We start from the raw sequence: 11,994 nt of genomic DNA, 5'->3' as shown, positions 1-11,994 counted from the left end.
CATACCTGTTCACGCGCGGCTTGATGAAGCGGAAATCCGTGAAGTAGTGTCTTCTGTGTGGGAGCCGCTTCAGCGGCGATGGGTGTTCGCGGCAAGCTTGCCCGCTGCCGCGGGATCGCCGCTGAAGCGGCTCCCACAATGCTTCGGTCAGCGCCCGGCCGCGGCGCGCTCGCGCACTTCCGCGAATGACCAGTCGCGTTTCAGTTCGCCGTTTTCCCACACCGTGACCATCGCGTCCTCCCAACCCGGATCGGTTGCTTCGGGAGGCAGGGACACCGCGTCGTCGGGAAGCGGAACGGTGCGGTAGCTTCCGTACTCGCGATGGCGCAACAACGTCATGCGGCCTCGCTTCGACATCTTGCCCTGATCCGTCACCGGGTCCTTCCACACGTCGCGCCAGCGTCCGTCGATGCGCGCCGCGGAGCACTTCAGTGCGAACTTCTGCGTGTCGCGCGTGAGCTTCTGCAACAGTGCGCCACCCATGCCGAAGGCGAGGTTGTCGGCTGAGTAGCCGGCACAGGTGATGCGCTCGAGGATGGCGCGGATGCTCTCCGGATTGACGCCGTCGCCCTGGATCACCCGCACATGGTTGAGCACGCGATAGCCCTTGCCGTTCACCGTACTGCCGAAGGCTTCGTCGAGCAGGCTTACGCAACGATGCACCACCTCCACCGGGTCGCCGGAATCGGGACGGACCACCACCGTGGCACCCGATGCGATGACTTCGTCGCGCAGCGTCTTGCCCCAGTGCTCGGAGATGGCGTGGAAGATGTCGTAGCTGTCGGACACCACGGCGACCAGCGAGCCCGGGCGCGCGAAGCGCTTCAGCATGTTGCGGTAAGCGTCCACCTCGTGCTCGCGGCCCCAACTGGTGATCGTGCTGTGCTCGGCCGCCGGAATGGAGAAGCCCGCCATCGCTTCGCCGTAGTACGCGCGGGCGGCAAGCACGCCCGACACCGTGTCGGTACTCATGAAATTCACCAGGTGCGCCATGCCGCCCAGTCCGGCAGACTCCGCGCTGGAAACGCCGCGTGCACCGAAGTCGTGCAGCTTGAACGGGATCTGCCCGGCGGGATCGTCGGACGAGCGTTCGAGGTAGTGGAGGATCGTGCGCCGCGCCTGCCAGCTGATGGTGGACACCGTCACCGGGTACCAGAGCCGCAGCAGGAGGGTTTCGAGGTAGGAGGGCAGCCAGTACGCCGCGGGATCGGTCGATTCGATGGTGACCAGTGCCTGGTGCGTCGGCACCACGCTGCCTTCGGGCACGGCGCGTATGCGCACCGGCAGGCGGCCGCCATGCGCCTCGACGATATGGCGCCAGCCTTCCTCGTTGAACGGTTCGCCATGGGCCGCGAAGAAATCGCGCGCCTCATCCACGTGCGCGTGCGTGACGGGATGGCCGAGGCGCGACTTCAGGATGGCCTGGAGGCCGAAGAACACCGTGCTTTCATACGTGCCGCCGCGCGATTCCACGTAGAAGAACGTGGCATCGGTACGCGGCGGGTATTGCAGCCAATGACTGGCCTTGTAGCTGTCGGTATCGAGGATGGGATTGTCGAGGTAGGGCGTGCCGTGGGTCGTCATGACCCACAGCATACCCCTGGCTTACCGCCGCGCGATCAGGCGGCGGTGTCGACGAGTACCAGTTCGGCGTCGGCGCTGGCGGTGACGCGCAGCGTCGTCTCGTCGCGGATCGCCGCACCGTCGCCCTTGCCGAGCGCGACGCCGTTCACCTCGACCGAACCGGCGGCCGGCACCATGTACGCGTAGCGGCCCGGACCGAGCGTGTATTCCACGGTCTCGCCGGCCTTGACGCTGGCGCCGAGCACGCGGGCATCCGTGCGGATCGGCAGGGCGTCGTCGTCGCCGGCGATGCCGCTGGCGAGGGTCACGAAGCGCCCGGAACGGTCGCCCTTCGGGAACGGGCGGGTGCCCCAGGACGGCGCCTTGCGCTCACCATCCGGAATGATCCAGATCTGGAAGATCCGTGTGGCTTCCGGCTCGGCGTTGTACTCGGCGTGACGGATGCCGGTACCGGCACTCATCACCTGCACGTCGCCCGCTTCGGTGCGTCCCTTGTTGCCGAGGCTGTCCTCATGGGTGATGGCGCCTTCGCGAACATAGGTGATGATTTCCATGTCCGAATGCGGATGCGGCGGAAAGCCGGTGCCTGCGGCGATGGTGTCGTCGTTCCAGACGCGCAGCGCGCCCCAGCCCATGCGCTTGGGGTCGTGGTAGGAAGCGAACGAAAAGTGGTGCTTGGCATCGAGCCAACCGTGGTTGGCACCGCCCAGGCTGTCGAAACGGCGGACGTCGATCATGTGGTGCTCCCCCGGAATTACCGGACTGGATGAGTGGATGCGTGTATTTTCCTCCTCTCTTTCGTCCGTGGAGCATCGTTCGCCGGAACGGATTGTTTCCTCCATGCACCGATCCCATGTGGAACGGATCGGCGGTTCGCCGCCCCCCCCCATTGAAGGTGCTTCCGGATGATCCCGTTCTCGGTGCTCGACCTGTCCCCTGTCGTTCGCGGCGCCACGCCCGGCGACGCCCTGCGCAATTCGCGCGACCTCGCCATCCACGCCGAGGCCCTGGGCTTCCACCGGTACTGGCTGGCCGAGCACCACAACATGACGGGCATCGCCAGCGCGGCCACGGCCATCGTGATCGGCTACATCGCGGAAGCCACGAAGACGATTCGCGTGGGCTCCGGCGGCATCATGCTGCCCAACCATGCGCCGCTGGTGATCGCCGAGCAGTTCGGTACGCTGGCCTCGCTGTATCCCGGCCGCATCGACCTGGGCCTGGGCCGCGCGCCCGGCACCGACCAGGGCACCGCGCGCGCGCTCCGGCGCGCACTCGGACCCAGCGACGACCGTTTCCCCGACGACGTGCAGGAACTCCAGTTCTTCCTTGGCCCCCAGCAACCGGGCCAGACCGTGCGTGCGGTGCCCGGCATGGATACCAATGTGCCTATCTGGCTGCTCGGATCCAGCCTGTTCAGCGCGCGGCTCGCCGCGGAACTCGGCCTGCCGTTCGCGTTCGCCTCGCACTTCGCACCCGACCTGATGATGAAGGCGCTGGAGGTCTACCGCACGATGTTCCGGCCGTCCGAGGTGCTCGCGAAGCCGTACGCGATGCTGGGCATCAACGTGGTCGCCGCCGATACGGACGACGAGGCACGGCGCCTCTTCACGTCGCAGCAGCAGGCGTTCTGGAACCTGCGCCGGGGTGCGCCCGGCCAGCTGCCGCCGCCCGTGAACTCCATGGAGGGCGTATGGACGCCCATGGAGAAGGCGCAGGTGGACCATGCGCTGTCGTGCGCCGTCGTGGGCTCCCCGGACACGGTGCGTGAAGGGCTGGCCGCATTCATCGAGCGCACGGGTGCCGACGAACTGATCATCACCGCGCAGGTCTTCGACCACGAGGCGCGCAAGCGCTCGTACACCCTCGTCGCCGAACAGCACGCGAAGCTCGCCGCCTGACACGATGCGGGTCGTCCTCGACACCAACGTCTGCCTCGACGTCTTCGTCTTCGACGACCCGCGCGCTGCTTCGCTGGCCTCGGCGCTTGCATCCGGCGAGATCGAAGCCGTGACGCGCGCTGACTGCCGCGACGAATGGCTGGCGGTGCTCAGCTATCCGTTGCTGAAGCTGGACGAAGCGCGCCGCACGGAAGCCGTCGCGCGGTTCGACGCGCTGGTGACGATGCTGCCGACGACGGAACCGCCGGTCAAACCACCTCGCTGCCGCGACCCCGACGATCAGAAGTTCCTCGACCTTGCCGCCGCGGCCGGCGTGGATGTGCTTTTCTCGCGCGATGCGGAAGTGCTGCGGCTCGGGCGGCGCACAGTGCGCGACGGGCTCTTCGCGATCACGACGCCCGCGGGTCTTGTGTGGGAGCCGCTTCAGCGGCGATGGGTGCTTGCGGTAGCTTGCCCGCTGCCGCGGGATCGCCGCTGAAGCGGCTCCTACAAAGGGCTCTCACAATGCTCCGGATCAATCCGCCGGTACCAGCGCGATGAAATTGCGCAGGCTGTAGTAGCGCTCGTGCTGCGGCCAATCCACAGAGGCGATGGCCTTGTGTCCCGCGGCCCACGGTTCGTTGTCGAGGAGCACCTCGACCTGTGTCTCGCCGTTGCCGACGTTGCCGTAGAACACGCGGATCCAGTGCACGTCGGAGGTAAGCGGCGCGGTGGCGATGGCGGCTTCCAGCGCGGAAAGGCCGTCTTCCGGAATTTCCATCGGCGCGTCCTTCTCGCCACGCAGCGTGAAGTCGCCGATGTACGCGGTGAATCGACGACCGCCCGCCGTGAGGTCGCGCACGACGAGCTTGCGGCCGTTCACCGTATGCCAGCATGCGGCGAGGATCACGTGGAAATCGTTACGCGCGAAACCATCCAGTGCGTTGCGGCAGCCTTCCTTGCCGGGGCCGATGCCGCCGAAGCTTTCCTCGATGGTGCGCTCTTCGTCGAGCACCACGTCGATGTCCAGCCGGCCCATGCCCCCATCTTTTCCTTCGTGCCAGATACCGCGAATGGCCGGGAAATCCTCGCCTTCGGTGAGCAGCCAGTCCTCGTCGGGTTCGAGTGCCACGTTGTTGTCGCCGAAAAGGTCGATGAGGTAGTTCTGGATGAAACGGTCCATGGAGCTTCCGGTCGTGGGGGAGGTGGATTATGCGCTGCCAACCAGCTTGGCGAGCGCGACCGCGGCTGCAGGGTTTCGTTCCTTCGCCGCCGAGATGAAATAGATGAAGACGTCCCTGGCCTCGCCGTGCCTGGCCACGGCACCCGTGTGCGGCAGGTCGGCAGGATCGCCGCCCTGCGCCCAGGTTTCCGCGCGTGTCGCCCATTTCTTCAGTTGGGCGGCCGGATAGCCGTTGGCCTGCTCTGACTCGCTGCGCATCAGGCGCGCGTAGACGAACGGACCGGTAAGGTCGGCCAGGGAGGGATACTTGGGCGAATCGGTGAACACCGTCGCCACGCCTCGTTCTTTCGCGAGCTCCAGCCATCGTTCGTCCATGAAGCTCTCGTGGCGCACTTCGATCGCGTGGCGTAGCGACACGCCGCCATGCTTCTCCGGCAGCAGGTCGAGGAAGGCGGCCACGTCGTCCGGGTCGAACTTGCGCGTGGGCATGAACTGCCACAGCAACGGGCCGAGCCGGTCGCCCAGCGCCACGGCGCCGTCGAGGAAGCTGCGCACCCGTTGGCCGGTGCCCGCGAGCGAACGTGCCTGCACGATGAGGCGGGGCGCCTTCACCGAGAAGATGAAACCTTCCGGCGTCTGCGCGGCCCACTTCTCGTAGGTGGCGGCTTCCGGCGCGCGGTAGTACGTGCCGTTGATCTCGATGGCGTCGACTTTACGGCTGGCGTATTCCAGCTCGCGCTTCTGCACGAGCCCCTCCGGGTAGAACACACCACGCCATGGCGGGAACACCCAGCCGCCCATACCCGTGCGGATGTGTCCGGTTGCCTCTTCGGTTCGAACGTGTTTCGTCGCCATGGTCGCGATGCTCGCAGGAGTCGGATGGATAGTGTGTACAAGCGGACGGCTGAACGTTTGCGCGATACTTCGCGTTCCGAGCTTCACAAGCAGCGACCATGCCGTCTATCCGAATCCTGACCGTCGACGACCATCCCTTGCTGCGAGAGGGCATTGCCGCGGTAATCGAAGGGTACGATGGACTCGAGCTGGTCGCCGAGGCAAGCACCGGCGAGGAAGCGATCGAGCGCTATCGCGAGCACCTGCCCGACCTTACCCTCATGGACCTGCAAATGCCGGGCATGGGCGGCATTGCCGCGATCGAGGCCATCCGGTCCGAGTTTCCGGAAGCGCGGATCCTGGTGCTCACCACCTACCGGGGCGACGTACAGGCCCTGCGTGCCTTCCGCGCGGGGGCACAGGGCTACCTGCTGAAGAGCGAACTGCGCAAGGACATGCTGGCCACGATCCGGCAGATCATGGACGGCAAGAAACGCATTCCCGAAGAGATCGCGCAGGAAATGGCCGGCCATGCCGACGACGACGAACTCACGCCGCGCGAGACCCAGGTGCTGACGCACGTGGCGCGCGGCGAGGCCAATCGCGACGTGGCCGGCGCATTGGGTATCGCCGAGGAAACAGTGAAGGCGCACATGAAAAGCATCCTGGCGAAGCTCCAGGCCAACGACCGCACGCACGCCGTGGCCATCGCCCTGCGCCGCGGCATCATCGAACTGTAGGAGCGCCGCGTCAGGAAAGCGCCGTCGGCTTATCGAAGGGAAGCGCCGTCGCCCCGGTGGCCAGGATGGCGGCATCCGCGCGCTGGCCCTCCTCGCCCTCTCCGTCCACGACAACGAGGATGCGGCCGGCTTCGATTTCTCCTTCAAACTTCTGCCGCACCGGGTCCGGCGCCGCCGAGCCGGTGAGGGCGCCCACCCAGCCGCCCATCACCGCGGCCGCGGCCGTCACCCCCAGGGCGCCTGCGATGGTGACCCCCAAGGGCGGGATCATGATGGCAACGAGGCCAGCGACCAGGCCGGTAGCACCGCCCTGCGCTGCGCCACGTACGGCGGCGGGCATGAAATCGGTGTGCTCGTCCTTGCGGCTCTCAGGAATGGCGTCCAGCTCGATCTCGTGTCGGGCGATCAGCGAGAGGTCTTCGTTGGCAATGCCCGCCTTGCGGGCGGCCGCCAATGCCTGACGGGCCTGGGCCATGTCGGCCGTGCTGTAGACGCGGCGGGTTTTCATCGCGGCTCCTTCGGCAGGTTCGACCGCCATGGTTTCCCCGCCGCGGTCGACCCGGTGTGAACGGCCTGCGTCAGGTGCGCGCGTGCGCGTGCCGCTTGCGGTAGTCGGCCGGCGTGACGCCAAGCCGGCGCATGAAGGCACGGCGCAGCCCGTTGGCGTCCGCATAGCCAAGGCGGTCCGCCACCCGCTTGGGTGTTTCGTGGCCATCTTCCAGGAGGCGGCGGGCTGCTTCGACGCGCATGGCCTCCACGAAGTCGGCGGGAGTCATGCCTACGTCGTGGCGGAAGATGCGGGCGAAGTGGCGAGGGCTCATGCCCACCCGTGCGGCCATGGAGGCCACCGAATGGTCTTCCCCGGGATGTGCCGCCACGTAGCGTTGCAGTTCCTGGAGCGCCCCGCGGCCTGCGGGTGCGGATTCGCCATGTCGGCTGAATTGCATTTGCCCGCCGGGACGGCGGTAGAAGACCACCAGCTCCGCTGCGACGGCCTTCGCGACATCGCGGCCGAGGTCTTCTTCGACCAGGGCAATGGCCAGGTCCATGCCGGCGGTGACGCCGGCGGCCGTGCAAACGGGCCCGTCGCGCACCACGAAGGCATCGGCCTCGACATGCAGGGACGGATGCCGTTCCGCGAGCAGCCCCGCCACTTTCCAGTGCGTGGTGACGCGCCGTTCGTCGAGGAGGCCGGTGCGCGCGAAGAGCAGCGCGCCGCTGCATATGGACCCGTAGCGACGCGACCGCGCGGCCTGCCTTTGCAGCCAGGCGACCACGCCGACGTCTGTGGCCGCTTCGGCCAGGGTGGGCGAACCCGCGACGAGCAGCGTATCCAGTCGGTCGAATTCCTCGTGGATCGTGGTATCGGGAAGGAAACGTATGCCCGACGACGCCGTGATCGCCAGGGGCGCCGTGCCCACCGTCACGACGCGATAAACCTCGCGCCCCGCCTGCCGGTTGGCCTCGGCGAAGACGTCCGCCGGGCCGGAGACGTCCAGCATCTGGACCCCGGGCGGGGCAAGGATGGCGACGATGGAAGGTGGTGGCCGCATACCAAGCAATATGGCAGCAATTGCTACTTTGCGTCAAATGACGACGGGCGCGCCGGGGGATTCAATAACCACACCCACCACCACCCAGCACGGCCACCGCCATGAAAACGATCGAAAGCGTTGCCGGCATCGTCGTTCCCGACAGTGCCCTCGCCCGTGAAATCACGGAACTCGTCCGGGACACCGAAAGCGACCTCCTGTACCACCACTCCCGCCGCGTGTACTTCTTCGCCGCCATGACCGGCGAGTCCAAGGCGCTCAAGTACGATCCGGAGCTCCTGTACGCCGCCGCCATGTTCCACGACATGGGCCTCACCCCGCCCCATTCGAGCAAGGACAAGCGGTTCGAGGTGGACGGCGCGGACACCGCTCGCGAATTCCTGCGGCGCAAAGGCGTTTCCGAGGCGGAGATCGACACGGTCTGGACGGCCATCGCGCTGCACACCACGCCCAATATTCCGCAGTACATGAAGCCGGAAATCGCGCTGCTGACGGCTGGCGTCGAGATGGACGTGCTCGGCATGGGCTTCGAGAACGTGCCGGAAGCGGACCGGGTGAAGGTTGCCGAGGTGCATCCGCGCGGGCCGTCGTTCAAGCAGGACATCGTGAATGCCTTCTACAACGGCATCCGCAACAAGCCGGAAACGACCTTCGGCAACGTGAAAGCCGACGTCATGGCGTACAAGGACCCGCACTTCAAGCGCACCGACTTCGTGCAGTGCATCTTGCACAACCACTGGCCGACCTGACCCCGCGCCGGTTCGTTAAGGCATGATGTATTTGATCTGATAATCATTCGCACTTACGATAGCGGTCTTTGCCCGATCGAAGGCCGCTATCTCCATGCTTTTCCGTCCCACCGCCCTCGCCCTGGCCATCGCCGGTGTCGTCTCCATGCGCCCGGCCCTCGGGCAGGACGCGCCACCCCCGCCGGCCGCCGAACTGGAAGGGGTGAAGGTGGTCGGCGACTGGCTCGGCGACGCCGCCAGGAACACGGTGGTGGACCACCCCGGCGCCCGCACCGTCGTGCGTCGCGAAGAACTGCGCGAGGCCGGTGCCACCAACCTGCGCGATGCACTCCGCCGCATCCCGGGCGTGCAGGTGCAGGAAAGCAACGGCACGGGCGGCAGCGACGTCTCCCTCAACGTGGGCGTGCGCGGGCTCACGTCGCGCCTCTCGCCCCGCTCCACCATCCTGCTGGACGGCGTACCCATCGCCGTGGCGCCTTACGGGCAGCCGCAGGTGTCCATGGCGCCCGTGGGCCTCGGCAACATCGAGGCCGTGGACGTGGTGCGCGGCGGTGGCTCCGTGCGCTACGGGCCGCAGAACGTGGGCGGCATCATCAACTTCGTGACGCGCGAGATTCCGGAAACCTTCGGCGGCAGCGCCGGCGTTCAGTTCCAGGGTGGGGAGCATGGCGGCATCGGCACGAACACGAATGCGTTCGTCGGGGGCACCACGAGCAGCGGACTGGGCGTGGCGCTGCTTTACAACGGCCTGCACGGCCCGGGCTTCCGCGAGCACGAAGACAACGAAAGCATCGACGACGTGATGCTCAAGGCGAAGTACGCCTTTACGAATGAAGACACGCTCACCGGCAGTATCCATCACTACGATGGCCAGGCCGGTATGCCCGGTGGCTTGACCCAGGCCGACTACGATGCCGACCCGTTCCAGTCGCGCCGGCCGTTCGACGACTTCCACGGCCGCCGCACGGACTACGTGCTGAAGTACAGCCATGTGGACGATCGCCGCAGTTTCGAAGTGCAGTCGTACTATTCCGACAGTTTCCGCGGCAGCCACATCGAAACGATCACGCAAGGCGCGAACGGCAAGTACACGCACCAGCTGAATGCCTATCCGCGCAATTACCACGTGTTCGCGATCGAACCGCGTTACTCGCAGCTGTTCGACTGGGGGCAGGTGACGCATGAGATCGGCGTGGGATACCGCTATACGAGCGAGGCGATGCACGAGCGCACGCTGCGCAACAACAAGTTCGTTTCCAACCTGCCCTACACGCCGTACGACAGCTTCCCCTACGACGGCCCCTATGTTCTCTCGGGCAACAATACCGGCAGCAACGAAGCGCACGCGCTCTACGTCGACGACACCATCAATGCCGGCAACTGGACCATCACGCCCGGCATCCGCTACGAGCGGATCGACAGCGAATGGCAGGCGCATCCCAGTGACACGGTGGTGGTGAAGGGTCCCACGGAGCGGCGGAAGTCTTACTCGAAGCCGCTGCCGTCGCTCAACGTCATCTACCACGTTACCGACGCACTCAGGCTCTACGCCAATGCGGAGACCTCGTTCGGTTCGCTGCAGTATTTCCAGATCGGACAGAAGGACTCGAACAACCAATTCGCCGCGGGCCTGAAGCCCGAAACTGCGCGCACCTACGAGATCGGTACGCGCTACGACACGAAGGCCTGGGGCGGGGAAGTCACGCTGTTCCGGATCAACTTCGATCACGAACTGCAACTGGTGGGCAAGCTGCCCAACGTGCCCGACTCGTACGACGGCTGGACCACGCTCGGCGCCACGGCACACAAGGGTATCGAATCCGCGGCGCACGTCGACCTCGGTGCCTTCAGCGATGCGCTGCGCGGCCTCACCCTGTGGGGCACGGCCACGTACACCCACGCGTTCTATCGCCACGGCTCGTTCGAAGGACGCGACCTTCCGTTCTACTCCCGCCGCACGGCAAACCTCGGTTTGCGTTACGGCGTGGCGCAATGGACCTTCAACCTCGACGCGTTCTCCCAGTCGCGCCAGCACTCTCCGGGATCACCGAGCTTCGATCCGAGCCACCCCGCGGAGTACGTGACCGAGCCTTCGCCCGAAGGCGACCTCGGCAATATCCCGGGCTGGACCACATGGAACGCCCGTGCGGAATACGCCTTCGGTCCCTCCATGGCGAACCTGCGCCTTGGCGCGGGCGTGAAGAACCTCGCCGACAAGCGCTATTTCACCCGTTCCACCGACAACAACGACGGCATCTACGTGGGCATGCCTCGCACGTACTTCGTCCAGGCCTCGGTGGACTTCTGACATGACAGCCCGGCCGCGCCGCTTGCGTACCGCGTTGAAAACGCTGCACCTGTGGCTCGGCCTCAGCCTCGGCGTGCTGCTGGCACTGGTGACGCTCACCGGCAGCGTGCTGCTCTGGGAGGCGCCGCTGTTCCGCGCCGCGCATCCCGAATTGGCGGCTCGCGCTCTGCCCGGCCTCTCCACGCAAGGACGCGCATTGCAGGCGATCCTCTCCACGGCCGAAGGCGGCAAGGCGCGCGGCTTCTCGCTGCCCGACGCCGAGTTGCCGGTGTGGGAAGCGCTGGAGCGCGGCGGCGATCGCAGCTATTTCGACGCGGGTACCGGGCAGCTGTTGTTGCACCGGGCCAAATCCCAGGACGTGCTGCTCACCCTGCTCGACTGGCACACGCACCTGTTGTCCGGCCCGGTCGGCGAAACCGTGCTCGGCGTGGTGGCATGCGCCGGGCTGTTCATGCTGTTCTCCGGCGTCTGGCTGTACTGGCCGGGCCGCCAGCGCGCATTGAGACACCTGAAGCCGCACGCGAATCCTCCCGTGCTGCGCTGGGCCAGCCTGCACCGCTTCGTCGGTGTCGTCGCCCTGCCCTTGCTCATCGTGATGATCGGCACCGGCACCACCATGGCGTATCGCGGTGCGGTGCGCAGTGGCCTCGCCTCCGCGTTCGGTGAGCCGCCGCCGGCGCGTCCGCCAAAAACGCCGACGACGAGCGGTCCGGTCGACTGGCCCGCCGTACTCGCCGCGGCGCAGGCCGCCGCACCCGAGGCCGCGCTGACGCGCCTGACCCTGCCGTCGAAAGACAGCGGCACGCTCGTGCTGCGCATCCGTCGGCCGGGTGAGTGGAACCTCGCCGGCCGCAGTTCGCTGTGGATGGATCCGGCAACAGCCACGGTCATCGGCGGCGACGACGCGACGAAGCTCGGTCCGGGCAGTCGCCTTGCGAATGCGTTGTTCCCGATCCACTCGGCGGCCGTCGGTGGCCTCGCATGGCGCGTCCTCGCGTGCGTCACGGGCTTGCTGCCGGGCTTCCTGCTGGTGACGGGCTTCCTGTTCTGGCGGGCGCGGAAGCGCAGGGCCCCGGCCGCGCATTGAGCGGCCTGTGCCGCACGGCAACCCGTATGTGGGAAACGCGCTGGCGCGCGAAGGGTGCTGTCTCTTATACACATCT

At 66.7% G+C, this 11,994-nt stretch carries 12 protein-coding genes; 6 read left to right on the top strand and 6 right to left on the bottom strand.

Going from position 1 to position 11,994, the window contains the following annotated elements:
* Window positions 1-147: 147 nt before the first annotated feature.
* Window positions 148-1,584: a nicotinate phosphoribosyltransferase gene (locus tag ACPYOD_RS18460; RefSeq protein ID WP_481303164.1), complete on the bottom strand. Its 1,437-nt coding sequence runs from the start codon at window positions 1,582-1,584 to the stop codon at window positions 148-150.
* Between the two features lie 35 nt (window positions 1,585-1,619).
* Window positions 1,620-2,321 carry a pirin family protein gene (locus ACPYOD_RS18455; protein WP_481303163.1) on the bottom strand — a complete coding sequence of 234 codons (702 nt, stop codon included), beginning with the start codon at window positions 2,319-2,321 and terminating at the stop codon, window positions 1,620-1,622.
* 168 nt (window positions 2,322-2,489) lie between these two features.
* On the opposite strand from ACPYOD_RS18455, the gene ACPYOD_RS18450 reads away from it, so the two are divergent.
* Window positions 2,490-3,485, top strand: coding sequence for an LLM class flavin-dependent oxidoreductase (locus ACPYOD_RS18450; RefSeq protein ID WP_481303162.1), 996 nt, complete (start codon window positions 2,490-2,492; stop codon window positions 3,483-3,485).
* Window positions 3,486-3,489: 4 nt separating this feature from the next.
* Complete coding sequence (locus tag ACPYOD_RS18445; RefSeq protein WP_481303161.1) at window positions 3,490-3,963, top strand: putative toxin-antitoxin system toxin component, PIN family; 474 nt, start codon at window positions 3,490-3,492, stop codon at window positions 3,961-3,963.
* Window positions 3,964-3,999: 36 nt separating this feature from the next.
* On the opposite strand, the gene ACPYOD_RS18440 is transcribed toward ACPYOD_RS18445, so the two are convergent.
* Window positions 4,000-4,647: a DUF6348 family protein gene (locus ACPYOD_RS18440; protein WP_481303160.1), complete on the bottom strand. Its 648-nt coding sequence runs from the start codon at window positions 4,645-4,647 to the stop codon at window positions 4,000-4,002.
* A gap of 27 nt (window positions 4,648-4,674) precedes the next feature.
* Complete coding sequence (locus tag ACPYOD_RS18435) at window positions 4,675-5,502, bottom strand: DUF72 domain-containing protein (protein WP_481303159.1); 828 nt, start codon at window positions 5,500-5,502, stop codon at window positions 4,675-4,677.
* Window positions 5,503-5,600: 98 nt separating this feature from the next.
* Here ACPYOD_RS18435 and ACPYOD_RS18430 point away from each other — a divergent pair, with 98 nt between their 5' ends.
* On the top strand, window positions 5,601-6,221 hold the full coding sequence (locus ACPYOD_RS18430; RefSeq protein WP_481303158.1) for a response regulator: 621 nt from the start codon (window positions 5,601-5,603) through the stop codon (window positions 6,219-6,221).
* Window positions 6,222-6,231: 10 nt separating this feature from the next.
* Here ACPYOD_RS18430 and ACPYOD_RS18425 read toward each other — a convergent pair whose 3' ends face one another.
* Both ACPYOD_RS18425 and ACPYOD_RS18420 read right to left on the bottom strand, forming a co-directional pair.
* Entirely contained in the window at window positions 6,232-6,729 is a 498-nt protein-coding gene (locus tag ACPYOD_RS18425) for a hypothetical protein (protein WP_481303157.1), read from the bottom strand.
* Window positions 6,730-6,799: 70 nt separating this feature from the next.
* The gene (locus ACPYOD_RS18420; RefSeq protein ID WP_481303156.1) at window positions 6,800-7,774 is read right to left on the bottom strand and encodes a GlxA family transcriptional regulator; all 975 of its coding nucleotides are present in this window, start codon (window positions 7,772-7,774) and stop codon (window positions 6,800-6,802) included.
* 101 nt (window positions 7,775-7,875) lie between these two features.
* Here ACPYOD_RS18420 and ACPYOD_RS18415 point away from each other — a divergent pair, with 101 nt between their 5' ends.
* The 3 genes from ACPYOD_RS18415 to ACPYOD_RS18405 all read left to right on the top strand — a co-directional run bounded on the left by ACPYOD_RS18415 (window position 7,876) and on the right by ACPYOD_RS18405 (window position 11,918).
* Entirely contained in the window at window positions 7,876-8,523 is a 648-nt protein-coding gene (locus ACPYOD_RS18415; RefSeq protein WP_481303155.1) for an HD domain-containing protein, read from the top strand.
* Window positions 8,524-8,617: 94 nt separating this feature from the next.
* Window positions 8,618-10,831 (top strand): TonB-dependent receptor family protein, encoded by a 2,214-nt coding sequence (locus ACPYOD_RS18410; protein ID WP_481303154.1) that lies wholly within the window; start codon window positions 8,618-8,620, stop codon window positions 10,829-10,831.
* Between the two features lies 1 nt (window position 10,832).
* Complete coding sequence (locus ACPYOD_RS18405) at window positions 10,833-11,918, top strand: PepSY-associated TM helix domain-containing protein (RefSeq protein WP_481303153.1); 1,086 nt, start codon at window positions 10,833-10,835, stop codon at window positions 11,916-11,918.
* Window positions 11,919-11,994 lie beyond the last annotated feature (76 nt).

This window comes from Luteibacter sp. HAY1-4A (assembly GCF_056755355.1).
Note: the sequence above shows the minus strand (reverse complement) of the source record. Positions and strands in the feature narration are given on the sequence as shown.

Excerpts from the sequence above, each read along its gene's own strand:
- ACPYOD_RS18460 (WP_481303164.1), bottom strand. The coding sequence starts at position 1,584 with ATGACGACCCACGGCACGCCCTACCTCGACAATCCCATCCTCGATACC.
- ACPYOD_RS18455 (WP_481303163.1), bottom strand. The coding sequence starts at position 2,321 with ATGATCGACGTCCGCCGTTTCGACAGCCTGGGCGGTGCCAACCACGGT.
- ACPYOD_RS18450 (WP_481303162.1), top strand. The coding sequence starts at position 2,490 with ATGATCCCGTTCTCGGTGCTCGACCTGTCCCCTGTCGTTCGCGGCGCC.
- ACPYOD_RS18445 (WP_481303161.1), top strand. The coding sequence starts at position 3,490 with ATGCGGGTCGTCCTCGACACCAACGTCTGCCTCGACGTCTTCGTCTTC.
- ACPYOD_RS18440 (WP_481303160.1), bottom strand. The coding sequence starts at position 4,647 with ATGGACCGTTTCATCCAGAACTACCTCATCGACCTTTTCGGCGACAAC.
- ACPYOD_RS18435 (WP_481303159.1), bottom strand. The coding sequence starts at position 5,502 with ATGGCGACGAAACACGTTCGAACCGAAGAGGCAACCGGACACATCCGC.
- ACPYOD_RS18430 (WP_481303158.1), top strand. The coding sequence starts at position 5,601 with ATGCCGTCTATCCGAATCCTGACCGTCGACGACCATCCCTTGCTGCGA.
- ACPYOD_RS18425 (WP_481303157.1), bottom strand. The coding sequence starts at position 6,729 with ATGAAAACCCGCCGCGTCTACAGCACGGCCGACATGGCCCAGGCCCGT.
- ACPYOD_RS18420 (WP_481303156.1), bottom strand. The coding sequence starts at position 7,774 with ATGCGGCCACCACCTTCCATCGTCGCCATCCTTGCCCCGCCCGGGGTC.
- ACPYOD_RS18415 (WP_481303155.1), top strand. The coding sequence starts at position 7,876 with ATGAAAACGATCGAAAGCGTTGCCGGCATCGTCGTTCCCGACAGTGCC.
- ACPYOD_RS18410 (WP_481303154.1), top strand. The coding sequence starts at position 8,618 with ATGCTTTTCCGTCCCACCGCCCTCGCCCTGGCCATCGCCGGTGTCGTC.
- ACPYOD_RS18405 (WP_481303153.1), top strand. The coding sequence starts at position 10,833 with ATGACAGCCCGGCCGCGCCGCTTGCGTACCGCGTTGAAAACGCTGCAC.